The organism is [Mycobacterium] manitobense (assembly GCF_025821665.1).
GTDB lineage: Bacteria > Actinomycetota > Actinomycetes > Mycobacteriales > Mycobacteriaceae > Mycobacterium > Mycobacterium arseniciresistens.
The window spans coordinates 1-24938 of the sequence record NZ_JACKSJ010000151.1 but is presented as its reverse complement, the minus strand read 5'-3'; the positions used below and the strand labels follow the sequence as shown (position 1 = coordinate 24938).

The window sequence follows — 24938 nt, the reverse complement described above, 5'->3', positions numbered from 1 at the left end:
CGTTCTTCCGTGTCGTCCGGCTGTGAAACCGACGACCCGGGGGCCGGCAACCCGCGAGGTTTTTCGGGTTCTGCAGGGAAAGGTACCACATGGTAGGTGGCCCTAAACCGGGCCTACTACTTTTTGTCGTACATGACCGGATCGGGCACTTCCACGGGGTCCTGCCTGCGCCGCAGCAGAGGGATCAGAGTGGCCACGATCGCCACCGCGATGGCCGCCAGCATCACGGCGCCGGTGTGTCGAGGGTCGAAGAAGATCGTGCTCGCCGCGCCGAGAGCGATGATGCCCACCCATAGGTAGATCAGCAGCACCACCCGGCGGTGCGAATGGCCGATCTCCAGCAACCGGTGGTGCAGATGCATCTTGTCGGGACTGAAGGGGCTGAGCCCGGCCCTGGTGCGCCGGATGATCGCCAGCAGCATGTCGAGGGCCGGCACCAACATGACGGCCACCACCAACAGGAACGGCGACAGCAGCGCGAACACGTCCCGCGCGCCATAGGCGGTCTGCGAGATCGGGCCCGCCGCGGTGGTCGACGCCGCGGCGAGCATCAGGCCGATGAGCATCGATCCGGAGTCGCCCATGAAGATCTTGGCCCGGTGGAAGTTGTGCGGCAGGAATCCCAGACAGGCGCCGGCCAGCACCACGGAGATGACCGCCGGCGGATAGAACAGCACGTCGCCGCCGTGGTCGCGGAGCAGTCCGACCGAGAAGATGCAGATGGCGGACGCGGTGATCAAACCCAGGCCGGCGGCCAGACCGTCAAGACCGTCGACGAAGTTCATCGCGTTGACGATCGCCACGGTCAGCGCGAGCGTGAGGAGGATCGACGAGACCTGGTCGAGCACGATGGTGCCGACGCCGCCGATCGGGATGTAGAGCACGCTCCACGCCACCCCCATCGTGACGAGCACGCTGGCGGCGGTGATCTGGCCCGCGAACTTCGTCAGCGCATCCAGTCCCCAGCGGTCGTCGATCAGGCCGATGGCCATGATCAGCCCGCCCGCCACCACCACCGCGGGCATGCCGGTCGAGTAGACGAAGCCCCGTGTCAGTGCCGGGAGCTGGGAGGCGAGGAGGACGGCCGCGGCGACGCCGACGTACATCGCCAGCCCGCCCATCCGGGGCGTCGGCTGCACGTGCACGTCGCGCTGGCGGGGCACGGCCACCGCGCCGAGGCGGGTGGCCAGCACGCGCACCCAACCGGTGGCGAAGTAGGTGATGATCGCGGCGGTCAGGCCGACGAGTGCGAGCTCGCGCAGCGGGACGCCCGCACCACGGTCGGACAGCGCCAGCAGCTCCTGCGACGCATGATCGAGCACTGCTGTCATTACCGCGCCACCGTACTGCAACCGGGCCGGCTCACTCGGTGAGCAGGCTCTCCGTGTTCACGCCGAGGACCTCGGCGACCGACTCGGCGCTGACCGGACCGACGCGCAGGATGCGCGGATGGGCGCCGGTGAGGTCGACGATGGTGGACGCCGCCTGCTGGGCGGACGGCCCGGCGTCGAGGTACACCTCCACCTTGTCACCGAGTTGGGCGCGGGCGTCGGCGGCCGTCACGGCGGCGGGGCTGCCGGAGATGTTGGCGCTGGACACCGCCATCGGGCCGACTTCGCGCAGCAGGTCGATGGCCACCGGATGCAGCGGCATCCGCAGCATGACGGTGCCGTCGGCGTCGCCGAGGTCCCAGGCCAGCGACGGCGCCTGCCGCACGACCAGGCTCAGCGCGCCGGGCCAGAATGCCCGGATGAGTTCGCGGGCGGTGCGCGGCACCGAGTACACCAGCCCGTCGATGGTGTGCCACGAGCCGACCAGCACGGGCACCGGCATGTCGCGGCCACGGCCCTTGGCGGCCAGCAGTGCGGCCACCGCAGAGCTGTCGAAGGCGTTCGCGCCGATGCCGTAGACGGTGTCGGTGGGCAGCACTACCAGTCCCCCGCCCTTGAGCGCGTTGACCGCGGCGGCGATCCCGGCGTCCCGCTCGCCGGGGTCGGTGCAGTCGAAGTTGCCGGTCATGTCATGCACCCGATCATGTCGTCGGCCTCCGGGTCGCGGTGACGAAGCGCGGCCGTCCGGCCAGGTCCCGGCGCGCCATCGCGTCGGTGAATCCGCCGTGGTCGGTGAACGCCGCGACGGTCTGCGCCGAGGTGGTGTCGTCGTGTTCGATGCCGCACCGCCCGCCGGGCCGCAGCAGGCGCGCCGCCAGGTCGATGATCGGCCGGATCACCGCCATGCCGTCGGGCCCGCCGAAGAGCGCGTGCGCGGGATCGTGGTCGGCCACCTCGGGTTCGAGCACCGCTCCGTCGGGGATGTAGGGCGGATTGGCGACGATCAGGTCGACGCGGCCGCTGAGGTCGGGCAGCAGACCCGGGACGGTCACGTCGGCGTGAGCCAATTCGACGGCGGTGCCGGCCAGGTTCTGCGCGGCATATTCGAGGGCCGCCTCGCTGTCGTCGACGGCGACCACCCGCGCGTCCGGCCGGATTCGCGCCAGCGCCAGCGCCAGCGCACCGGATCCGGTGCACAAATCCACGATCAGCGGGTGTTCACCGAGCGGTTGGGCCAGCGCCCATTCGAGCAGCGACTCCGTCTCGGGTCGCGGGATGAACACGCCGGGGCCGACGCGGACCTGCACCGGCCCGAACGCCGCGGTGCCGACCAGGTGCTGCACGGGTATCCGCCGGCTGCGGGCGGCGATCAGTTCGCGGTAGCGCTCCAGGACGTCGTCGGTGACCGTGTCGATCAGGGCCACCCGGCCGCGGTCGGTCGCGGCCGCTTCGGCGGCCAGATCCACTGCGTCGACGCGCGGGGAACCGATGCCGGCCGCGGCGAGCGTCGCCGCGGCCTCGTCGATCGCCTCACGCATCCGCGTCATGCCTTGTTGAGTCGGGCCTGCTTGTCGGCGTCGGCCAGCGCGTCGAACAACGCGTCGAGGTCGCCGTCGAGCACCTGATCGAGGTTGTGCGCCTTGAAGTTGATGCGGTGGTCGGCGATGCGGTTCTCCGGGTAGTTGTACGTCCGGATGCGTTCGCTGCGGTCGACGGTGCGGATCTGGCTGGCCCGGTCGGCGGACGCGTCGGCCTGCGCCTGTTCCTCCGCGACGGCCTGCAGGCGCGCGGCGAGCACCTGCATGGCGCGTGCCTTGTTCTGCAGCTGGGACCGCTCGTTCTGGCAGGTGACGACGATGCCGGTGGGCAGGTGGGTGATGCGCACCGCCGAGTCGGTGGTGTTGACGCCCTGACCGCCCTTGCCCGACGACCGGTAGACGTCGATGCGCAGATCGGACTCGTCGATCTGCACCTGCTCGACCTCTTCGGGTTCGGGGTAGACCAGGATGCCCGCGGCCGACGTGTGCACCCGGCCCTGCGACTCGGTGACGGGCACCCGTTGCACCCGGTGCACACCGCCTTCGAACTTGAGTCGCGACCAGACGCCGTCGGCCGAGTCGCCGTTGCTGCGGATCGACAGGGTGGCGTCCTTGTAGCCGCCGAGGTCCGAGGTGGTCTCGTCGAGCACGGTGACGGTCCAGCCGTGCCGTTCGGCGTAGCGGATGTACATCCGGGCCAGGTCGGCGGCGAACAGGGCCGACTCCTCGCCGCCCTCACCGGATTTCACCTCGAGGACGATGTCGTCGGCGTCGTGCGGGTCCCGGGGGGCCAGCAGGTCGGACAGCTGGGTCTCCAGCGCGTCGACGCTGGCGGCGAGTTCGGGCACCTCGGCGGCGAACGAGTCGTCGTCGGCGGCCAGCTCGCGGGCCGCCTCCAGGTCACCTCGGGCGGCCTCCAGCTTTCGGTGCGTGGCGACGATGGGCGCGAGCTGCGCGAAGCGGCGGCCGGCCTTGCGGGCCCGCGCGGCGTCGGCGTGCAGCGCCGGATCGGACAGCTGGCGCTCCAGGTCTGCGTGCTCGGCGATCAGCGCGTCGACCGCGGTGGGTGCGCTCATGTGTGCCGATCTCCTCTCTCACGTCCCCGTAACGCAACCGACGCCCGGCCTGCGCTGACAGCGACAGAACGGGCGTCGGAAGGGCAGCTACTTGTCGGCGGCCTTCTTGTCCGCGGCACCGGCGCGCTTGCCGTAGCGCCTCTCGAAGCGGGCGACGCGGCCGCCGCTGTCGAGGATCTTCTGCTTGCCGGTGTAGAAGGGATGGCACTGAGAGCAGACCTCGACCACGATCTGGCCGCTGCCCTTGGTGCTGCGAGTCTGGAACGAGTTGCCACAGCCGCACTGGACGGTGGTCTCGACGTATTCGGGGTGGATTCCCGTCTTCATTGGTGTCCTCTTCATTCGTTGGCCGCCGGGTCGCCTGCCATTGACCTGGTAGATCAGGCGTGAACCGGAACCGAGGGTGACTAGCGGTCGATTATGCCAGGTCAGCCGCCAACCTCCTAAACACCGGCGGAGGCTGCCGCTATTCCTTGGCCCGACAGGCCGGGCAGGCCCGCGCGCCGGCCCGAGAGCACCAGCAGGATGTCGCGGATCGGTCCCTGCACCTGTTCGCCGCTGCCCACGTGGAAGTCGGCGTCGGTGGCGGTGAACTCGACCCCGGCGAATCGCTTCTTCGCGTGCATGGGGAAGCCCATGTCCCACACCCGCCGGGCCGCGACGACAGCGGCGGCGGGCGGCATCGGGCGGTCGACGCCCAGCGGTACGGCGATGTCCTGACCGTGCACCAGCGCATCCATCAGCGGGTCCGCCACGGCGGTGCCCGGTGGGCGCCGCCGGCTGCCCGCCATGGCGCGCAGCGTCGCGACGATCTCCTCGGGCGTGCTGGGATCTTCGCGCGCGACCCGGTGCACCATCGCGTTGAAGCGGAAACCTGATCGCAGCACCTCGCGCACCAGGCGGCGCCATGGGGCGCCGGACTGGGTGATGTGGACGGCGACGTCGCGGACGGTCCACCCGGCGCACAGCGACGGTGTCGCCCACTGGTCTGCGTCGAGCGTCTCGAGAAAGTCGGCCAGGGAGGCCCGCTCGGTGTCGATGTGGTGCCAGATCGTGTCGGTGTCCACGGCGAGCCTCCTTTTAGTCAGGATTCCTGACGAAATATAGACAGGATCCCGTACTAAAGTCAACGGGGTGACCGAGGCGCCCAACACCGCGACCCTGTTGTTCATCGCGCATCGCGCCGCCGAGACACAGATCTTTCAGGCGTTACGGGCCGCGGGCTTCGACGATCTGACGGTGGCGCAGTGTCGGATCGTGCAGAGGTTGAGCCCGAACGGCATCCGCGTCACCGAACTCGCCGAGCAGGCACAGGTGACCAAGCAGACCGCGGGAGCGTTGATCGACGAACTCGAGCGGAGCGGTTACGTCGTGCGCAGACCCGACCCGGCTGACGCGAGGGCACGCCTGGTGACACTCAGCGCCAGAGGCAGAGCACTGTGTGCGGCGGCAGCCGGCGAGGTCGCCAAGGTGGAGGCCGAATGGCGCACCCACGTCGGCCCGGAAGCCTACGAACAGCTGCGTGGGATGCTGATGTCGCTGCGCGAGATCACCGATCCGTACCGCTGACCGCCGGCTGGCCGTGCGGGGCGTAACGGGTCCCTGAGCGCTTCCACAGCAGCCTGCCCTCCGGATCCGTCCCGCGGGCCACCAGTTCGCGCTTGAGGATCTTGTTCGTGGCCGTGCTCGGCAGGTCGTCGGCGATCCACAGATAACGGGGCCACGCTTTCGGCGACAGGTCGAGCTGGGCGGCGAGGAACGCCTCGAACTCCGCCGGCGTCAGCGTCGCGTCGTCCTGCAGCACCACTGCGGCCATCACCTGGTCGCCGACGAGGTCGTCCGGCACCGGATACACCGCGACCCTGTTGATCACGCTCAGCCGTAACAGGATTCGCTCGATCGGCGCGGTCGTCAAGTTCTCGCCGTCGACGCGCATCCAGTCGGCCGTACGGCCCGCAAGGTAGATCCATCCCTCGGCGTCCCGGTAGGCCAGGTCCCCGGACCAATACATCCCGTGCCGCATCCGGTCCGCCGTCGCGCCGGGATCGTTGTAGTAGCCGCGGAACAGCCCGCTGCCCGCGGTGTTGACCAGCTCCCCCACCGCCTCTTCGGCGTTGATCAGCGCACCGGTGGCGTCGAACTCGGCCACCGCGCACTCCTGCAGGGTCTCTGCGTTGTGGATCGCCACGCCGGGGAAGCCGCGGCCGATGGACCCCGCTGGGCAGTCGTCGGGCCGGGTGATGATCACCGCGGTCTCGGTGGAGCCGAACCCGTCCCACACCGTGCAGCCAAAGCGCCGGCCGAAGGCCTCGATGTCGCGATCGGCGGCCTCGTTGCCGAAGGCGATACGAAGCGGGTTGTCGTGGTCGTCCGGCTGCTCGGGGGTGGCCAGGATGTACGCCAGCGGCTTGCCGACGTAATTCATGTAAGTGACGCCGTAGCGGCGGATGTCGGTGAGGAAGCGGGATGCCGAGAAGGACGCCGGCGCCATCGCGGCCCCGGCGCCGACTGCGACGCTCCAGCCGGCGTACACCGCGTTGGAGTGGAACAGCGGCATCGCGAGGTAGCAGACGTCGTCCGGACCGAGTTCGTAGCGCTGCACCAGCGCGCTGCCTGCGAACAGCACCATCGAGTGCGGAACCTCGACGGCCTTGGGTTCTCCGCTGGTGCCGGAGGTGAAGATCATCATGAAGGTGTCGTCTGGCGCGACCTCCCGGTGCGGTGTCAGTGCGGGCGCGGCGGCAAGGCGTTGCGTCCACTCGGCGCTCGACGTGTCGAAAACCGTGACACCGGGCAGCGTGAGGCCTTCGACCAGGTGACGGTGTTCGGCGTTGACGAGCAGTATCTGGCAGTCCACCCGGGCGATGTCGCGCGCCAGTGCGTCGCCTCGGCGGGTGGTGTTGACACCGCACAGGACGTAGCCGCCCAGGGCGGCGGCGGCCAGCGCGGTCAGCATCTCGGGGGTGTTGCCGAGCAGGACTCCGACGTGAAGCGGCCGCTGCGGGTCTGCTGCGGCGATCAGCGCCGACGCCTGGGCGCTCGCGTCGGCGATGTGATCGCGCCAGGTCCAGCTGCGCTCCCCGTGCCGCACCGCGACCGTCTCCCGGTCGGCACGTTCACGCAGCAGCTGCTGCAGGGTTTCCGTCATGCCCGGCCGCCTCGTCGAGTAGTGAACAGATTTGCAGAAGTGTCTACCATGGTTGTCTACCATTGCGGTGCCGCGAATTGCACACGGCACGTCACTTGGCAGAATGCATCCGACGCGGGCGACCCCGCGGCGGATTGCGGAAGGGACACGCAGGTGACGGCGAGCACGCCCACCCCGACGGTGCGCGATCGGTTGATCGACGCCGCCGAGGAGTGTCTGCGCGTCAACGGCATTCGCGCGACGACGGTGTCGGAGGTGGCCGAACAGGCCGGGGTGTCGCGCGGGTGGCTGTACCGGCACTTCCCCGACAAGGTGTCGCTGCTGGGCGCCGCGATCGTGCGCCTCAACGACGCGTACTGGTCGCAGGCCCACGCGATGCTGGAGTCGGTGACGGGCCTGGACCGCCAGCTCGTCGCGGGTATCAGGCACGGCCGCACCGCCTACGACGACCCCGGCGCGCTGCTGATGAAGCTGCGGATCGACGAACCCGAGGAGTTCGCGGCGTGCGCGGGCGCGGGTGTGGCGGGCCTGGTGCCCGACCTCGCCGACTTCTGGTCCCGCTACCTGGTCGCCGCCCGCGACGCAGGCGAGATCCACGCCGGTACGGACATCGCCGAGGCTTCGGAATGGGTTGCGCGGGTAATCCTCTCACTCGCGACGGTGCCGGGAAACACGCTCGACGCCGGCGACCCGGTAGCGATGCTCACCCACGTCCGGCGCTACGTGATGCCCGGTCTGCGGGCAGATCCCGCGCTCTGATCGCCGCGCGGCCCGGCGTCGTCGGCGAAGGTGAATTCACCACCGGCGACCCGGGCGAGCATCTGCGCCGTCCAGTCCGAGGTGGCAGCGAACGTTCCTCGCCACAGGTCGAGCAGGTGCTGTGCGTGCGGCGGCTCGGCCGGGTCGGGCCACTGCGCCTTCAAGTCCTGCAGCTCATCGCCGATGGTCCGCGTGACGCCCAGTTGCGCCTCGAGCAATTCGAGGACCCGGCGCCTGGGCAGAAAGCGCATGAGGGCGATTCCGGCGCCGAACTCCTCGATGTCCGGGTTGAGCAGGGCCGCCTCGAGGAGCCGGAAGAACTCCCGCTCCCCCGTCGCCGTGACCAGGTACTCGACCCGAGCCGGCCCGCGTGAGTTCTCGGTGCGGCCGATGTCCTGCAGAAAGCCCTCACGGGCCAGTTGTTTGACCGTGTGGTAGATCGACGGCGGCTTCACCTTGGTCCAGGTGTCCACCCGCCACGACGTCAGCTCGCGGTGGACGGCATAGCCGTGCGCGGCGCCGTGCATCCGCACGACGCCCAGGACGAGCAGGCGGACGGTCGACATCAGTCCGACAGCCAGCGTTCCAGCCGGGCGGCCGCCGCCAGGTCGTCGGCGAGTGCGGCCCGGTCGGCCTGGCTCAGTGGCAAGGCGTTCAGTTCGGCGTCGATCTCCTCGACGCGCGCCCGGTCCCCCAGCGCGACGGCGATTTCCGCGCGGGCGGCCAACGCGCGGGCGACGTCACGCAACGGCGCGTCGGCACGGTGGCGGCGCAGCCCGGAGTCGAGCGCGCGGGCGGCCGCTGGGGGATCGGTCTTGAAGTCGCGGAAGATCCGCGCGTTGTCGATGACCTTGGCCAGACCGGTCAGCGCCGCCGAGCCGCCGTACTCGAGTTCGATGGGCTCGTCGCGGCTGATGAAGACGAGATTGTTGCCGGATGGGTCGACCGCGGAGAACCGGGTCTGACCCGGCCGGAAGTAGGTCATCCGGGGCCTGCCCGTTGCGAGCACCTTGCCGTACTGGCGGCGCAGCGCGACGGTGAAGTCGTCGTGCAGTGCGGCCAGGGCCTCCTGGTCGTCGACCATCACCACGCAACCACCGGAACACTCTTCGGCGGGGTCGAGGTTCGTCGGCGCCCCCACGTACTGGATTTCCAGTTCGGCGCGCCGGAACCACAGCGACAGGTACGGACGGGTCTGGCTGTAGATCGTCTCGAAGCCGAGCGCGCTGAAGAACTCGACGGTCTGGTCCGGCGCGACGCAGGGCAGCATCGGGATCGTTGTCGTGGCCATGTCGCCAGGCTACTCAACTTTGAGTACCGGGGCGAGCCGAAGAAAAGCCCCCGCCGTAAGGCGGGGGCTCTTCTTCCGAGATGTCGTCAGTCGTTGTCGACCGAACCCGGGGTGTTCTTGGAGACCTGCACCAGGAACTCGTAGTTGGTCTTCGTCTTCCGCAGCTGGCTCATCAGCAGGTCGATGGCCTGATGGCTGTCCAGACCGGACAGCACCCGGCGCAGCTTGTGCACGATGCCGAACTCGTCCGGCGAGAGCAGCAACTCGTCCTTGCGGGTGCCTGACGGGTTCACGTCGACCGCCGGGAACACCCGGCGCTCGGCGATCTTGCGGTCGAGCTTGAGCTCGGCGTTGCCGGTGCCCTTGAACTCCTCGAAGATCACCGTGTCACCGGTCGAACCGGTCTCCACCATCGCGGTGGCGATGATCGTCAGCGAGCCGCCGAACTCGATGTTGCGCGCCGCCCCGAGGAATCGCTTCGGCGGGTACAGCGCGGTGGAGTCCACACCACCGGAGAGGATGCGACCCGAGGCCGGCGACGCGTTGTTGTACGCGCGGCCGAGCCGGGTGATCGAGTCCAAGAGCACGACGACGTCCTTGCCCTGCTCGACGAGCCGCTTGGCCCGCTCGATCGCCAGCTCGGCGGCCTGGGTGTGGTCTGACGGCGGCCGGTCGAAGGTCGAGGCGATGACCTCGCCCACCACCGAACGCTGCATGTCGGTGACCTCTTCAGGCCGTTCGTCGACGAGCACGACCATCAGGTGGCATTCCGGGTTGTTGACCGTGATCGCGTTGGCGATGTCCTGCATGATCGTGGTCTTACCGGCCTTGGGCGGCGAGACGATCAGGGCGCGCTGACCCTTGCCGATCGGCATGATCAGGTCGATGACGCGGGTGGTCAACCGGTCCGGGGTGGTCTCCAGACGCAGCCGCTGGTTCGGGTACAGCGGCGTCAGCTTGTTGAAGTCGGGCCGCTTCCTGGCGTCCTCGACCGGGCCGCCGTTGACGCTGTCCAACCGGACCAGCGGGTTGAACTTCTGCCGCTGATTCTGATTGCCGCCGTCACCACCGTCCTTGGCCACCCGCACCGCGCCCGTCACCGCGTCGCCGCGGCGCAAGCCGTTCTTGCGGACCATGTTCATCGACACGTACACGTCATTGGGGCCGGCCAGGTAGCCGGATGTCCGCACGAAGGCGTAGTTGTCGAGCACGTCGAGGATGCCTGCGACGGGCTGCACGACGTCGTCGTCACGGAGTTCGGTGTCACCGCCACCGGCGCCGCCGCCCTCGGCGCCTCGTTCGCCGCGACGCCGGCGATCGCGGAACCGGCGGCCGCGCCGGCCACCGCGTTCGTCGTCATCGTTGTCGTCGTTGCGGTTGTCGTCGTTGCGGTTGTCGGCGTTGCGATTGCCACCGCGGTTGTCGTCGCCGCGGTTGTCGGCATTGCGGTTGCCGCGGTTGTCGGCGTTGCGATTGCCACCGCGGTTACCGCCGCCATCACCACGGTTGCCGCCGCCGTCGCCACGGTTTCCGCCGCCGTCGCCGCGGTTGCCGCCGTCGCCACGGTTACCACCGCCGTCGCCGCGATTGCCGCCGTCGCCACGGTTCTCGGCATTGCGGTTGCCGCCACGGTTCTGCTCACCCTGGTCGCCGTCGGACTTGTTGTCACGCTTGCGTTCCGCGGCACCATCGGCCTGCGCCTTGTCGCGGTCGTCGCGCCGGTCGCGCGCCGTGTCGCCGTCGGTCGTCTCGGGTGCCTGGGTCGTCACCGCGGACTCCGCCTGAGCGGGCTTGTCCTCGGCCTTGGCGTCCGCGTTGTCCTCGGTCGCCGCTGCCGGCTGCTGCGCGTCGCCGTCTGCGGGTGCACCGGCGCGACGGGAGGCGCCACGCCGTTCGCGACGTGCCCGCGCCTGCTGAGGCGCTTCCGCCTCGGCCGGAGCCGCCTCGGCGGTGTGGCCGTTGGCCTGTCCGGTGTCGGCCTGCTGGCCGCCGTTCTGCTGCTCACGCCGGGCCCGGATGGCGGCGACGAGGTCGCCCTTGCGCATGCCGGAGGCGCCTTCGACGCCGATCTGCCTGGCCAAGGCGCGCAGCTCGGGAAGCACCATGGTGCTCAGCGAGGCGGACCGGTCGCCCGACGCCACGTCGGCCGTGGGCGCGGTCTCCGCCGCCGGCGTGTCAGCGGATGCGCCGGCAGCGGGAGTGTTGTCTGGGGTCACAGTGTCGGACAGCGCGCCGTTCTCGGCGCCGCCACCAGCTGTGAAGAGGTCCGTATCAGTCACGGATTTCCTTTCTTCCCTCGCTCGCTATCGCATCTCGCAAGGGGTCATCTGCGCTCAGCGGATTCGCTGAACGCGAAGGTCCCACCGCCGCCTGTGCAACGGTGATCGCCGGAATTCGCCGCCCGACTGCGAGTCGTCAATCCACGAGTGGAATTTCGAGAGAATGAGTGGTCGTCCTAGTGTCGGCGCAGGCAGAGACGCTGCGATTGCTGGACGAGAGCGAGAATAGCCCCCTTCTCAGCCGGAAGCAAGAACGTGGCCATTCGGCGGGTGCGGCGCTCAGCTGTTGACCGGAACGCCGGACGTCCAGCTCGCACCGCGGCCGACCGACATCTTCTCGACGGTGAACCCGTGCGCGGCGCCGTACTCATGGGCGGCCTGCGGGAGGGCGGGCTCGGTGCTCAACCCCAAAACCGCTGGTCCGGCCCCGGAGAGCACAGCTGCCACCCCACAACGCCGCAGCAGCCGGAGGTATTCCGCCGAGTCCGGCATGGCCGGTCCGCGCTGCGGCTGGTGCAGCACATCCTCGGTCGCCGCCATCAGCAGATCGGGCCGATCGGTCAGCGCCACCACCAACAACGCCGCACGGCTGACGTTGAAGCTGGCATCGGTGTGATGGACCTGCTCGGGCAGCAGCACACGGGTCTCGGCGGTCGATGACCGCTGCTCGGGGATCGCCGGGAACAGGTGGATGCCGGGGTGCAGGCGCAGCGGCGCGGCGGCATAGCGCCGCGCACCGGCATCGGCCTCCGTCCAGGACACCACGGCGCCCCCCAGGACCGCGGCCGCGGCGTTGTCGGGATGTCCCTCGAACTCCGACGCCAGCTGGATGAGCCGGTCCTGCGTCATCGGCGTCGAGCCGGTCTGCGCGACAAGTCCGTTGACGGCCGCCAGTCCGCCGACCACGGCCGCCGCCGAGGATCCCAGCCCACGCGAGTGCGGAATGTCGTTGCGGCACCGCACGATCAGGCCGGGCGCGCGGAACCCCGTGGCGCGCAGGCCCGCCTCGACAGCCCGCACCACCAGATGCGTCGCATCCAACGGAACCTGACCGGCGCCCTCGCCCTCGACCTCGACGATCAGGCCCGACTCGGTTGTCTCCAAGACGATTTCGTCATAGAGGCTGAGCGCCAATCCCAGACTGTCGAAGCCCGGGCCGAGGTTCGCACTCGACGCGGGCACCACCGACGTCGCGGTCAGCCCGACGGGCAGAATCTCGGTCACCGACGATCGTCCCGTCAGCCCAGGCCGAGCTCGGCGACCACTGCGGCCGGGTCCACCGCGATCGCGGTGACCGGCGGCATGCCGCGCAGCGCGGTGTCGGGGTCCTTGAGGCCGTTGCCGGTCACGGTGCACACGACCGTCGATCCGCGGCGCACCCAGCCGTCCTCGACCGACTTCAGCAACCCGGCCACACTGGCGGCCGACGCGGGCTCGACGAACACGCCTTCCGACTGCGCGATCAGGTGGTAGGCCGTGAGGATCTCGTCGTCGGTGGCGGCCAGGAAACGGCCCTCGGACTGCTGCGCCGCCTCGACGGCCGACGTCCAGGACGCCGGGGCACCGATGCGGATGGCGGTGGCGATGGTCTCGGGATTCTTCACCGGCTGACCGTGCACCAGCGGTGCGGCGCCGGCGGCCTGGGTGCCCAGCATCCGGGGCAGCCGATCACCGAGACCGTCGCGGTGGTACTCGGTGTAGCCCTTCCAGTACGCCGTGATGTTGCCTGCGTTGCCGACCGGCAGCGCGTGCACGTCGGGCGCGTGGCCCAGCGCATCGACGATCTCGAACGCTGCGGTCTTCTGGCCCTCGATGCGGTAGGGATTCACCGAGTTGACCAGAGCGATCGCGGGGTGGTCGGTGGTCAGCTTGCGTGCCAGTTCCAGGCAGTCGTCGAAGTTGCCGTCGACCTGGATGATCTTGGCGCCGTGCATGACCGCCTGGGCGAGCTTGCCCATCGCGATCTTGCCCTGCGGTATCAGCACCGCGCAGGTGATGCCTGCTTTGGCAGCGTACGCAGCCGCCGACGCCGAGGTGTTCCCGGTCGACGCGCACAGCACCGCCTGCTGACCCCGGGCCACCGAGTCTGTGACGGCGACGGTCATGCCCCGGTCCTTGAACGAGCCGGTGGGGTTGAGCCCCTCGACCTTGAGATGCACTGTGCACCCGGTCTGTTCGCTCAGCCGTCGGGCGTGGATCAGCGGCGTGCCGCCCTCGAGCAGCGTGACGGGTGCCCAGTCGTCGCCGATGGGCAGGCGGTCGCGGTAGGCGGCGATCAGACCGGGCCACGGGGTGTGCACCGCGCGGGATGGTGCGCTCATTCGGTGAAGCCTTCCATCCGCAGGACACTGTTGATGCTCTGCACCACGTCGAGATCGCCGAGCGCATCGACGGTCTCGGACAACGCCGCATCGGTGGCCCGGTGGGTGACCACCACGATCCGGGCGCCGCAGGGGCGGCCGCCTTCGTCGACCATGCCCTCCTGGCGCACCGAGGCGATGCTCACCTCACGCTTGCCGAACTCCGCTGCCACCGAGGACAACACACCGGGACGGTCGGCGACGTTCATGTTGACGTAGTAGCGGGTCGGGATGAAGCCGATCGGCGACACCGGCAGTGCGGCGTACTTCGACTCGCGCGGGCCCCGGCCGCCCTGCACGCGGTTACGCGCAGCCATCACCAGGTCGCCCATCACCGCCGACGCCGTCGGGGCGCCGCCGGCGCCCTGGCCGTAGAACATCAGCCGGCCGGCGGCCTCGGCCTCCACCACCACGGCGTTGAAGGCCCCGTTGACGGTGGCCAAGGGATGACTCAGCGGCACCAGCGCCGGGTAAACACGCGCTGAGACGCGTTGCTGCCCTTCGTCTGTGGTGAGTCGCTCGCAAATGGCCAGTGGCTTGATGGTGCAGCCGAGCTCCTTGGCGGACTCGAAGTCCTCGGCGGTGACCGCGGTGATGCCCTCGCGGTAGACGTCGTCGGCGGTCAGCCGGGTGTGGAAGGCGATCGACGCCAGGATCGCTGCCTTGGCGGCGGCGTCGTAACCCTCGACGTCGGCGGTGGGATCGGCCTCGGCGTATCCGAGCGCACTCGCGTCGGCCAGGGCGCTGTCGTAGTCGGCGCCGGTCTCGTCCATCGCGGACAGGATGTAGTTGGTGGTGCCGTTGACGATGCCGGCCACCCGCAGCACGGTATCGCCGGCGAGCGACTGGGTCAGCGGGCGGATCACCGGGATCGCGCCGGCAACCGCCGCCTCGAAATACAGGTCGACGCGGGCCGATTCGGCCGCCTGCGCGAGTTCACCGGTGGACTGTGCCATCAACGCCTTGTTCGCGGTGACGACGGACTTGCCCTGTTCCAGCGCGGCGAGGATCGCCTTGCGTGCGGGTTCGACGGGGCCCATGAGCTCCACGACGATGTCGACGTCATCGCGCGAGACGAGCCCCTCGATGTCGTCGGTGAGCAGATCGATCGGCACGCCGCGGTCACCGGCGACCCGGCGCACGCCCACGCCGCGCAGCACCAGCGGGGCACCGACGCGGGCAGCCAGATCGGCGGCGCTCTGCTCGATGATGCGCACCACCTGGCTGCCGACGTTGCCGAGGCCGAGAACGGCTACGCCGACGGCTTTCTCACTACTCATGAACTCACTTCCAGACTCAACAGATCTTCGACCGTTTCCCGGCGCAGGATCAGCCGCGCCCTTCCGTCCCGGACGGCTACCACCGCCGGCCGCGCCAGCATGTTGTACCGGCTCGACATCGAGTAGCAGTACGCGCCGGTCGCAGCGACGCCGACGAGGTCGCCGGGGGCGACGTCGTCGGACATCCATGCGTCGCGCACGACGATGTCGCCACTCTCGCAATGCTTTCCGACCACCCGGCTGAGTGTCGGCGCGGCCTCGCTGATGCGTGAGATCAGCCGCACGTCGTACTCCGCCCCGTACAGCGAGGTGCGGATGTTGTCGCTCATGCCGCCGTCGACACTGACGTAGCGGCGGTGCGCGGTAGCGCTGACCGCGACGTCCTTGGTGGTGCCGACCCGATACAGCGTGATGGTGCCCGGACCGGCGATCGCACGGCCGGGTTCGACGACCAGCCGGGGCGCGGGCAGCCCGACCGCGGCCGACTCCTCGCCCACGATGGTCAGCAGCTTGTCGGCCAGCACCTTCATCGGTGGCGGATCATCCTGCGGCAGATAGGAGATGCCGAGGCCGCCGCCGAGGTCGACGGTGGCGATCTGCGCGGTCTTGTCGACCCCGAACTCGGCGACGACGTCGCGCAGCAGGCCGATCACCCGGTGGGCGGCGATCTCGAAGCCGGCGACGTCGAAGATCTGCGAACCGATGTGGCTGTGCAGACCGACCAGGCGCAGGTTGCCGGCCTCGAAGACCCGCCGCACCCCTGCCATCGCGGCTCCGCTGGCCAGCGACAGTCCGAACTTCTGGTCCTCGTGTGCGGTGGAGATGAACTCGTGGGTGTGAGCCTCCACACCGACGGTCACCCGCACCAGCACGTCCTGCACGACGCCGTGCCGCCCGGCGATCTCGTCGAGGCGCTCGATCTCGATCATCGAGTCGACGACGACGTGCCCGACCCCGGCCGCGACGGCGGCGGTCAATTCGTCGATGCTCTTGTTGTTGCCGTGCAGCGCGATTCGCTCCGGCGGGAAGCCGGCGTGCAGCGCGACGGCGAGTTCGCCGCCGCTGCACACGTCCAGCGCGAGGCCCTCCTCGTCGATCCAGCGGGCGACCTCGCCGCACAGGAAAGCCTTGGCGGCGTACCGGACGTTGTCACCGCCGCCGAACGCCGTGGCGATGTCCCGGCAGCGAGAGCGGAAGTCGTCCTCGTCGATCACGAACACCGGCGTGCCGAACTCGGCGGCGATGTCGGTCACGGGGACGCCCGCGATCGACACAACCCCGTCGGCTCCACGGACGGCGTTGCGGGGCCACACGTTCGGTGCCAACTCGAGCACATCGGCCGCTGCGAGCGGCGGTGGCGGCGTGCCGCCGTGGCGAACCTCTTCGGCGTGCCTGGGTCCTGCGGGGTGCGCCATCACATCCGCTCCGGGGCCGAGACGCCGAGGATGGCCAGCCCGTTGGCGACCACCTGACGCGTCGCATCGCACAGCGCGAGCCGCGCGGCGTGCAGGTCACCCGGCTCCTCGTCGCCCTGGGGCAGCACCCGGCAGGAATCGTAGAACCGGTGGTAGTCACCGGCCAGGTCTTCGAGGTAACGGCACACCCGGTGCGGTTCACGAAGGGCCGCAGCGGTATTGAGCACCCTCGAGAACTCGCCGAGGTTGCGGATCAAAGTGCCTTCCTTGTCGTGCGTGAGCAGTTCGAGGTGCTCGGCGCTCGCGACGACGCCGAGCTCAGCCGCGTTGCGCGCGAGTGCGGAGAGCCGGGCGTGTGCGTATTGCACGTAGTAGACCGGGTTCTCGCTGGATGCCGACGACCACAATTCGAGGTCGATGTCGATCGGGGTGTCCACCGAGGACCGGATCAACGCGTAGCGCGCGGCGTCGACGCCGATGGCCTCGACCAGGTCGTCGAGCGTGATGACGGTGCCTGCCCGCTTGCTCATCCGCACCGGTTGGCCGTCGCGGACCAGGTTGACCATCTGGCCGATCAGCACCTCGACGGTGTCCGGATCATCACCGAGCGCGGCGGCGGCGGCCTTGAGCCGGGCGATGTATCCGTGGTGGTCGGCGCCGAGCATGTAGATGCACAGGTCGAAGCCGCGTTGGCGCTTGTCCAGGAAGTAGGCCAGGTCGCCGGCGATGTAGGCGGCGTTGCCGTCGCTCTTGATGACGACGCGGTCCTTGTCGTCGCCGAACTCGGTGGTGCGCAACCAGGTTGCGCCGTCCTTCTCGTAGATGTTGCCGGTTTCACGGAGTTTGGCGATGGCCTGCTCGACGCGGCCGCTGGTGTGCATCGAGTCCTCGTGGGTGAACACGTCGAAGTCGGTGCCGAACTCGTGCAGCGAGTGCTTGATGTGGGTGAACATCAGATCGACGCCGATCGCCCGGAAGGTCTCGCGCGTCTGGGCATCCGGGTACGTCAGCACCTCGGGATCCTTCTGCAGTATCTGGGCGGCGATGTCGGAGATGTAGCTGCCGGCGTAGCCGTCCTCCGGCGTCGGCTCGCCCTTGGCGGCGGCGACCAGCGAGTTGACGAACCGGTCGATCTGCGCGCCGTGGTCGTTGAAGTAGTACTCGCGCACCACTTCGGCACCCTGGGTGGCCAGCAGCCGGCCCAGCGCGTCGCCGACGGCGGCCCACCGGGTGCCGCCGATGTGGATCGGGCCGGTGGGGTTGGCCGAGACGAACTCGAGGTTGACCTTTTGACCCGCCAGCACCGCGGAGTGCCCGTACGCCCGGCCGCCCTGCAGCGCGTTGTCGATGATCACGCCCTGCGCGGACGCCTCGATCCGCAGGTTGACGAAGCCGGGCCCGGCCACGTCCGCCGAGGCGATCCCGTCCTGGTCGGCCAGTGCGGTCGCCAGCCAGCCGGCCAGCTCACGGGGGTTGGCGCCGACCTTCTTGCCGAGCTGGAGGGCGATGTTGGTGGCGTAGTCGCCGTGCTCGGGATTGCGGGGACGCTCGACGGTGACCGTGGCCGGCAGGGCGGAGGCGTCCAGGTCGTGCTCGGCCAGCACCGCGGCGGCGGTGGACTTGAGCAGCTCGGCGAGGTCGGCGGGTGTCACGGGGGTCCATCCTATGGTCTGGGGTGGTCACCGCCCGAATCGATTACTCCCCGGCGAGCGCGCGCGTCCGCACGGCGACACGCCGCGGATTGCGGACGTTGGCGCACACTCGCCGAACAGCGGTTGGGAGCGGGCGACTCCCATGCGCTAATCTGTCTTCGCCCAACGGCGCATCGCGTGCGCCCCCGTAGCTCAGGGGATAGAGCGTCTGCCTCCGGAGCAGAAGGCCGCAGGTTCGAATCCTGCCGGGGGCACCACAGTCTCAGCAAGAGAAAAGCAGAACGCCTGCTACACCGAACAATCACGCTCGGTCACCTTGCAGTACGCGGATCGGCACCTTTCTTGGCGTCTACTCACCGGCCTTTCCGGAACGCTCGAGAAGTAGCTCAGCTACGTCGATGTAGAACGCTTCACGTTGTCGGAAAGCCTCGGTGAAATGCGATGAATCATGCGCGGTTTCGCGGTGAGGTTAATTAGGCAATTGTCGCTTCTAGCTGGACTAAGGAAACGATATTGAAGTTTTTCTGCGCAAGGGTAAATGATCTTGGCCGCGGGTGGGTACGTCTCTCGACACCATTCTGATGACCAGTAGCTCCGGCGTCAGCAACGTCGGGCACGGCGACGGGAGACCGCAATGAGTAGTCAGGGACTGACCCCGGAGGAGATCGAGGCGGAGGTCGCCACCGCACTCCCGGACAAAGAGGTGGTGACGATCCTCGACCTCAATGTCGACGTGGACGTGTTCATCGACGCGGCCGCACCGATCGACCTGGCCGCGGCGGCTCAGCTCAACGTCGCGGCCCCACTCGAGGCGTCCGCGGCGGCCAACGTGTTGTCGCAGGACTCCGGTGCGCAGGCCGAGACCATCCAGACCGCCTCGGTCAACCAGGTGCTGCTCGCCGACGCCTACGCACAGGCCGATCAGACCAGCGACATCGACCAGGCCGACGAGGCCGACGGCGATCCCGCGCCGCCCCCGCCCGACGACAGTGGCACGGTGGAGATCGGCGACCTCGCCACCCTCGAAGGCCCGCTGCTGAACGTCGACGTCAATGTCGATCTCGACACCGACCTCGCGGCGCCGATCGCCGGCGCCGTCGCCGCCAACGCCAACGTGGCCGCGCCGATCGATGCCGCCGTCGCCGCGAACGTCGGTTCGACCAATTCGGACGCCATCGCGTTCTCGAACCAGGATGCGGTCATCAATCAGCGGCTCGAGGGTATCGCCAGCGCGAACGCTGTTCAGGACTCCACCATCGACCAGGGCACCACACAGCCCGACAGCACGTCCGGTGAGACCAGCAGCACCACAAGCGATGGCACTTCGAGTGATTCCGACAGCGGTAGCGGCGGCGACGGAACGTCCGGTGGCGACAGCGCGGGCAGCAGCACCGGCTCTGACGGCTGACGCCACACCCCGCTGACACGAGGAGCACCCAGGTGACTGCGACTACCGACGGCGCAGGCCCGACGCAGGCCCTGCTGCGTCGCGCGGACGGTGTCGAGCTGATCGGGGAGATGGCGGGATCCGGCTACCGGGTCCCGCCCTCCCTGGTTCGCCGGGCCGACGGTCAGACCATCCAGCTGACCCCGCTGCTCTATGCGACGTTGCGGGAGATCGATGGTCGCCGCGATGCGGAAGAAGTGGCCGCCGCGGTCTCCGAGTCGACCGGCCGGGACGTCAGCGAGGACAACGTCGCGCACTTCTGCGATCAGCAGTTGCGGCCGCTGGGTCTGCTGGTCGGGCCGGACGGCACCGAACCCGCCGTCGAGAAGCGAAACCCGCTGCTGGGGCTTCGGTTCCGTTACGCCGTCACCGACCCCGACCGCACCCGGAGGCTGACCGACCCGTTCCGGTTCCTGTTCCGGCCGCTGGTGGTCGTGCCGGTGCTGGCGGCCTTCGCCGTCGTCTGCTGGTGGGTGTTCTTCCGTAAAGGGCTTGCCTCGGCTGCGTACGACGCATTCGAACGGCCAGGCCTGCTGATCCTCGTCTTCGTCGTCACGGTGCTGTCTGCGGGCTTCCATGAGTTCGGGCACGCGGCCGCCGCCAGGTACGGCGGTTCCACACCCGGCGTCATGGGTTTCGGGTTGTACCTGGTCTGGCCCGCGTTCTACACCGACGTCACCGACTCCTACCGCCTCGGCCGTGCCGGACGGCTGCGCACCGACCTCGGCGGCCTGTACTTCAACGCCATTGTCGCGGTGGCGATCACGGGCCTGTGGCTGGGACTCCGATACGACGCGCTGCTCCTGGTCGTCGCGACGCAGATCATCCAGATGCTCCGTCAGCTCGCACCGCTGGTGCGATTCGACGGCTACCACGTCCTGGCAGACCTCACGGGTGTGCCGGACCTCTACGGCCGCATCAAGCCGACGCTGCTCGGCGTGTTGCCGTGGCGGTGGCGGGATCCCGGGGCGCGGGCACTGAAGCCGTGGGCCCGAATCGTGGTGACCGTGTGGGTGCTGCTCGTCGTCCCACTGCTGATCGCTTCTCTCGCCGTGGCGGTCTACGCCCTGCCTCGTCTGATCGGCACGGCGTGGGCGAGCCTGAACAAGCAGCAGGACGTGTTCGCCGCGGCCTGGACCGACGGAGACTTCATCCAGGCCGCCGCCCGGGTGCTCGCCATGGTCGCGATAGCGATTCCGATGGCGGGAATCATCTACCTGCTCATCCGAGTCGTCCGCCAGGTGATCCAGGGCGTCCGGCACGCGACGGCCGGTAAGCCCGCGCTGCGGTTGCTGGCCGTCATCTGCGGCGCAGCCGTGGCGGCCGGGGTGGCCGTCACGTGGCTCGACGGGGAGAACTACCGGCCCATCCAGGCGAGTGAGCGCGGCACGATCGGTGACATCACGTTCGCGCTCGGCGTCGATCGACTGGGCGAACCCCGGACCGTCACCGAGGCGCCGCAGCCGGTCGCGAGCACCCGGCTCGTCCGCGGGGAACGCGGAGTCATCCAGGCGCTCTGGGACACCAGCACCCCGCCGCCGACCCAGAGCTCGCCGCAGCTCGCGGTCATCCTCGTCCCCAAGGCGGCGCCGACCGCGGTGGAGAGCAACGGCGGCGGCGGATACATCGCGAACCCTGCTGCTGCCCAGGCTGCCGACACAGGGTGGGTGTTCCCGGTCGACAAGCCGCTGGCCCCGGACCCGGGTGACAACCAGGCCCTCGCGGTGAACACCACCGACGGCACCATGGAGTACGAGGCGGCGTTCGCGATGGTCTACGTCGAAGGTTCGGAGGCGATGAACGTCAACGAGGCGCACGCCTATGCCTCGTGCAACTCGTGCGGCGCGGTCGCCGTCGCCTACCAGGTGGTGATCGTCATCGACGAGGACGCCACGGACGACAACGTCGCGGTGCCGCAGAATCTCGCCGGCGCGCTCAACTACGAATGCGTCAACTGCCTGACCTATGCACTCGCACGGCAGCTGTTCGTCACGTTGGACGAGCCGCTGTCGGAGGACGCCACCGCGAAGCTCGACGCCGTCTGGGAACGAATCCAGGCCTACGAAGCGCAGATCGAGAAGGGCAAGGTGGACCCGGACGACATCGCCCCCCAGCTCGACGCCTTCACCAACGAAATCAAGGCCATCATCGAGGAGGACCAGCCGGGGACCTTCCCGTCAGCGACGTCCACCGCACCGCCGACGACAACAGCGCCGAGTACGACGGTGGCCGCCACGACTTCGGCACCGGCACCGTCGACGCAGGTGACCGAGCCGACGGCCACGACAGGGGCGACCGCGCCCACAGCGCCCGCCGAAACCGCCATCGACGAGACGGCCACGAGTGCCCCTGCGGCGCCCGAGGATTCGGCGACGGCCGAACCGGCCACCGAGGCCCCGACCGGCGCCGAGGACTCTTCGACCGACTCGACGTCGGACGCCACGCAGGACGGCACGGGCTCGGACAGCTCCACGTCGGATACCGGCGGATCAGGCGACACGTCGGGCAGCACATCCGGGTAGCGGCGGCGCTCGTCACCGCCGGCTTCGATGGATGGCGGACTACTCGACGCCCGCGAGGCGGGCGGTCAAGCCGCTGCCTTGGCGTCGTTCTTCTCGGCGTCGTTCTTCTCGGCGTCGTTCTTCTCGACGTCGTTCTTCTCGACGTCGTTCTTCTCGACGTCGTTCTTCTCGGCGTCCTTCTCGTCGCCGTCCTCGGCGTCGGCGTCTTTCTTGTCGCCGTCCTCGGTTTCCGCGTCCTTCTTCTCAACGTCGCCCGGCGTGACGTCTTTCTTGTCACCGTCTCCGGGCGTGACGTCCTTCTTGTCGCCATCCCCGATAGTGCCGTCACCCTTGATGACGACCGATTCGCCCGACGGCATCGGTGGCGCCTCCGGCGTGATCGTCTTCTCGGGCACAGCGACCGGCGGAACAAGGGGCACCTCGGGAACCAGCTGAATCGCCGGCTTCTCGGTCACGATCTCGGCCTGCGCAACGTCCGAGACAACGGACACCTGGTCGACGACCTGCGGCACGGGAATCGGGGCGCCCTTCGGTGCCTCGACGAGATCAGGCACCAACCGGAGCTTCCCGAGCGCGTCCTGCGGCACCGGCGTCTCCTCGGTGGGAACCGTCTCGACGTCGGTCGGCGCCGGTGCCATCCGGAGCGTCGACAGCGGCTCCTGTGTCGTCGCCGGGTCGGCCGTGGCGTCCACACCGAAGTTGCCGAGGAAGGCCTCGATGCCCTGGATCGCTGCCGCGATCAGCTTCACGCCGACTTCGAGCCAGTTCTGATTCGGGTTGAACGGCAGGATCGACAAGCTCTGTGGTGTGTCGGGATCGCCGCTCCAGTCATAGCCGAGGTCGATGATCACCTTGGCCATCGGCGCCAGCAGGTCGACGAACGGTTTCACGAGAGGCTTGATGCCTGCCGAGTCGGCCAGACTCAGGATCAGGTCGGCGAGCGGCAGCGACTTCGCCGGAATCATGATGTACCGGTTGCCGTTGACGGGATCGCCACCGCCGTAGCGGACATTGGCCGGATCGGCGAGCGCCGCCTCCAATTCGGCCTGCGTGTACCCGTAGGGCAGTGATCCACTGCCCGGGCGGTTCGGGCCGGCCAAGTACTGACCGTGGACGGTGTCGAACGCAGCCAGCGCGTTCAGCACCGCAAGAGGGTTGCCCCAGTACTTCGGGGAGTACACCACCGGGTCGTACTCGAAGCCGATGACGGTGGTCTTCAGCCCGCTGTCCGTGATCATCGGCGGACCCAGCGTCGCGTCGAGGAGGACCTGGGTGAGCAATGAGAACGGGCTGAGCCGCGGCCACAGCCCGCCGTCGGGATTGGCGATGCTGCCGATCATCACGACCTCAATCCGCTCCTTCTGCTGCGGGGTGAGCGTCGTGGCGAGTTCTCTCATCTTGTTGGAGACGACCTGGCCGCCCTGCGAGTAGCCGAAGATGACGAGTCGCTCGTCGTTGTCGGCATTCTGCGCGAGCCAGGTGTCGATCTTCATGTCGAGATCCTCGACGCCCTTCTCCACGGACACGTTCCACGTGTCGCATCCGTTCGCTCCGGAGCGGCACCAGCCCGGGAACGGCATCGGCCAGAACGACGCGGGATACTCGATGCTCTCGAGCGTGCAGCTGCCGGGCTGGCACGCGGTGTCGCCCAGGTAATAATCGCGCACGTTCTCCATGTACGGGAGGTCGGCGACGGGGGTGCCCGTCCCCGGCACGATCAAGGCCGTGGCAGCGAGGCTGACCGCAGCTGTGATCGCCATCGCGGCGCCGAGGAAGACGGCTCCCAATGCCCCGAGCAGGAACAACACGACGCTCTGCATTGCCTTACGCATGTGTCAAAGATCACATATGCCGCGCCGTGACGATGGCGGATCCGACATTTGCCGAGGCGAAAATGCCCCGGGGCGGACTACTCGACGATGAAGACCGGGATCTGCCGGGTCGTCTTGGTCTGGTACTCCGCATACGGCGGATAGGCCTCGACGGCCAGCTTCCACCAGTGCTCGCGCTCTTCGCCCTCGATCTCGCGCGCGGTGCCGGTGAACACCTTGTCGCCGTCCTGCACGGTCACGGCGGGATTGGCCGTGACGTTGAAGTACCAACTCGGGTGTTTGGGGTCGCCGCCCTTGGACGCCACCATCGCGTACTTGCCGTTCTCCTCGACCCGCATCAGCGGCACGTAGCGCTTCTTGCCCGACTGCGCGCCGGTCGTGGTGAAGAGGACGACCGCTCGGTCGAGTACCTCGACGCCGTCCGTGCTGCCTTGCGCGAGGATGCGCTCGGTCTGTTCGCGTACCCAGTCGGTGGGGCTCAGTTCGGGTTGATCGGTCACGGTTCACCCAACCACAGCCACCCCGCGAGCTATTCCGCGGCATACCTCGTTCCATTCGGCGAGCACAATGCGCAGAACTGGCTTTTCGCACGCTGCGCGGGTTGTGAGCACAAGCGCGCCAACGCCGTTCGCACTCCCTAGCTTCGGATGCGTGACGCCGTCAGGAATTCCCCTGGAGGCCGACGACCGAGGAGCATCCCCATGTCCACATACGACCCGAACACCCGCACCGAGAGCTGGTGGAACCCGCCTACCCGCCCCGCAGGCGTGTACCGCTTCGAACCGGCCGCCGCGACGGCGGCGCAGCCGACCCCGGCCCTCGCCGCACCGCCGCCCTATGCGTGGTCCGCCGAATCCGTCGCCGTCGAGTATCCGACGCCCCCGCGGGCGTCGCGATCCCTTCGGCCGGCGGCCCTGATCGCCGCTGCCGGTGGGGCCGCAGCCGTCGCCGCCACGCTGGCACTCGTCTTCGGCACGCCTCACACCGCGGCCGCCGCCCCTGCCCCAG

21 protein-coding genes, 1 tRNA gene and 1 pseudogene are annotated in these 24938 nt (G+C 68.9%); 6 read left to right on the top strand and 17 right to left on the bottom strand.

The features are described from left to right. Window positions 1-116: 116 nt before the first annotated feature. The 6 genes from H7I41_RS18935 to H7I41_RS18910 all read right to left on the bottom strand — a co-directional run bounded on the left by H7I41_RS18935 (window position 117) and on the right by H7I41_RS18910 (window position 5012). The gene (locus H7I41_RS18935; protein ID WP_264014158.1) at window positions 117-1331 is read right to left on the bottom strand and encodes a glycosyltransferase family 4 protein; all 1215 of its coding nucleotides are present in this window, start codon (window positions 1329-1331) and stop codon (window positions 117-119) included. Between the two features lie 31 nt (window positions 1332-1362). Further along, a complete protein-coding gene (locus tag H7I41_RS18930; protein WP_264014157.1) occupies window positions 1363-2019 on the bottom strand; it encodes an L-threonylcarbamoyladenylate synthase in 657 nt (218 codons plus the stop codon). Between the two features lie 13 nt (window positions 2020-2032). Further along, window positions 2033-2878, bottom strand: coding sequence for a peptide chain release factor N(5)-glutamine methyltransferase (prmC, locus tag H7I41_RS18925; RefSeq protein ID WP_264014156.1), 846 nt, complete (start codon window positions 2876-2878; stop codon window positions 2033-2035). Further along, window positions 2875-3945: a peptide chain release factor 1 gene (prfA, locus tag H7I41_RS18920; protein ID WP_264014155.1), complete on the bottom strand. Its 1071-nt coding sequence runs from the start codon at window positions 3943-3945 to the stop codon at window positions 2875-2877. The genes prmC and prfA overlap by 4 nt, the downstream gene beginning before the upstream one ends. Window positions 3946-4032: 87 nt before the next feature. After that, on the bottom strand, window positions 4033-4272 hold the full coding sequence (rpmE, locus tag H7I41_RS18915; protein WP_264014154.1) for a 50S ribosomal protein L31: 240 nt from the start codon (window positions 4270-4272) through the stop codon (window positions 4033-4035). Between the two features lie 116 nt (window positions 4273-4388). Then, a complete protein-coding gene (locus H7I41_RS18910; protein ID WP_264014153.1) occupies window positions 4389-5012 on the bottom strand; it encodes a maleylpyruvate isomerase family mycothiol-dependent enzyme in 624 nt (207 codons plus the stop codon). Between the two features lie 67 nt (window positions 5013-5079). Here H7I41_RS18910 and H7I41_RS18905 point away from each other — a divergent pair, with 67 nt between their 5' ends. Next, window positions 5080-5514, top strand: coding sequence for a MarR family winged helix-turn-helix transcriptional regulator (locus H7I41_RS18905; protein ID WP_264014152.1), 435 nt, complete (start codon window positions 5080-5082; stop codon window positions 5512-5514). Here the strand turns inward: H7I41_RS18905 and fadD1 are convergent. Further along, entirely contained in the window at window positions 5495-7093 is a 1599-nt protein-coding gene (gene fadD1 / locus H7I41_RS18900) for a fatty-acid--CoA ligase FadD1 (RefSeq protein WP_264014151.1), read from the bottom strand. The two genes, H7I41_RS18905 and fadD1, sit on opposite strands and share 20 nt — an antisense overlap. A 153-nt stretch (window positions 7094-7246) precedes the next feature. On the opposite strand from fadD1, the gene H7I41_RS18895 reads away from it, so the two are divergent. Further along, window positions 7247-7852: a TetR/AcrR family transcriptional regulator gene (locus H7I41_RS18895; protein ID WP_264014150.1), complete on the top strand. Its 606-nt coding sequence runs from the start codon at window positions 7247-7249 to the stop codon at window positions 7850-7852. Here the strand turns inward: H7I41_RS18895 and H7I41_RS18890 are convergent. From H7I41_RS18890 to argS, 8 genes are all read right to left on the bottom strand, one after another. Then, on the bottom strand, window positions 7813-8418 hold the full coding sequence (locus tag H7I41_RS18890) for a PadR family transcriptional regulator (protein ID WP_264014149.1): 606 nt from the start codon (window positions 8416-8418) through the stop codon (window positions 7813-7815). The genes H7I41_RS18895 and H7I41_RS18890 overlap by 40 nt on opposite strands. Beyond that, window positions 8418-9143, bottom strand: coding sequence for a DUF8817 family protein (locus H7I41_RS18885; RefSeq protein ID WP_264014148.1), 726 nt, complete (start codon window positions 9141-9143; stop codon window positions 8418-8420). The genes H7I41_RS18890 and H7I41_RS18885 overlap by 1 nt, the downstream gene beginning before the upstream one ends. A gap of 86 nt (window positions 9144-9229) precedes the next feature. Next, window positions 9230-11422 (bottom strand): transcription termination factor Rho, encoded by a 2193-nt coding sequence (gene rho / locus H7I41_RS18880; RefSeq protein ID WP_264014147.1) that lies wholly within the window; start codon window positions 11420-11422, stop codon window positions 9230-9232. 279 nt (window positions 11423-11701) lie between these two features. Further along, on the bottom strand, window positions 11702-12646 hold the full coding sequence (gene thrB / locus H7I41_RS18875) for a homoserine kinase (protein WP_264014146.1): 945 nt from the start codon (window positions 12644-12646) through the stop codon (window positions 11702-11704). Window positions 12647-12660: 14 nt separating this feature from the next. Further along, window positions 12661-13743 (bottom strand): threonine synthase, encoded by a 1083-nt coding sequence (gene thrC / locus H7I41_RS18870; protein ID WP_264014145.1) that lies wholly within the window; start codon window positions 13741-13743, stop codon window positions 12661-12663. Beyond that, a complete protein-coding gene (locus H7I41_RS18865; RefSeq protein WP_264014144.1) occupies window positions 13740-15062 on the bottom strand; it encodes a homoserine dehydrogenase in 1323 nt (440 codons plus the stop codon). Before H7I41_RS18865 ends, thrC begins: the two co-directional genes overlap by 4 nt. After that, complete coding sequence (gene lysA / locus H7I41_RS18860) at window positions 15059-16480, bottom strand: diaminopimelate decarboxylase (RefSeq protein WP_264014143.1); 1422 nt, start codon at window positions 16478-16480, stop codon at window positions 15059-15061. The genes H7I41_RS18865 and lysA overlap by 4 nt, the downstream gene beginning before the upstream one ends. Further along, window positions 16477-18129 carry an arginine--tRNA ligase gene (gene argS / locus H7I41_RS18855; protein ID WP_264014142.1) on the bottom strand — a complete coding sequence of 551 codons (1653 nt, stop codon included), beginning with the start codon at window positions 18127-18129 and terminating at the stop codon, window positions 16477-16479. Before argS ends, lysA begins: the two co-directional genes overlap by 4 nt. Window positions 18130-18310: 181 nt before the next feature. Between argS and H7I41_RS18850 the strand changes: the two genes are divergently transcribed. From H7I41_RS18850 to H7I41_RS18840, 3 genes are all read left to right on the top strand, one after another. After that, window positions 18311-18386 (top strand) — tRNA-Arg (locus H7I41_RS18850). Between the two features lie 377 nt (window positions 18387-18763). Then, window positions 18764-19537: a peptidoglycan-binding protein gene (locus H7I41_RS18845; RefSeq protein ID WP_264014141.1), complete on the top strand. Its 774-nt coding sequence runs from the start codon at window positions 18764-18766 to the stop codon at window positions 19535-19537. A gap of 32 nt (window positions 19538-19569) precedes the next feature. Further along, complete coding sequence (locus tag H7I41_RS18840; protein WP_264014140.1) at window positions 19570-22098, top strand: hypothetical protein; 2529 nt, start codon at window positions 19570-19572, stop codon at window positions 22096-22098. Window positions 22099-22163: 65 nt separating this feature from the next. Here H7I41_RS18840 and H7I41_RS18835 read toward each other — a convergent pair whose 3' ends face one another. After that, window positions 22164-23930, bottom strand: coding sequence for a PE-PPE domain-containing protein (locus H7I41_RS18835; protein ID WP_264014139.1), 1767 nt, complete (start codon window positions 23928-23930; stop codon window positions 22164-22166). A gap of 77 nt (window positions 23931-24007) precedes the next feature. Further along, entirely contained in the window at window positions 24008-24430 is a 423-nt protein-coding gene (locus H7I41_RS18830; protein WP_264014138.1) for a nitroreductase family deazaflavin-dependent oxidoreductase, read from the bottom strand. 201 nt (window positions 24431-24631) lie between these two features. Here H7I41_RS18830 and H7I41_RS18825 point away from each other — a divergent pair. Beyond that, window positions 24632-24938: pseudogene (locus H7I41_RS18825) on the top strand (hypothetical protein); the annotation flags it as partial.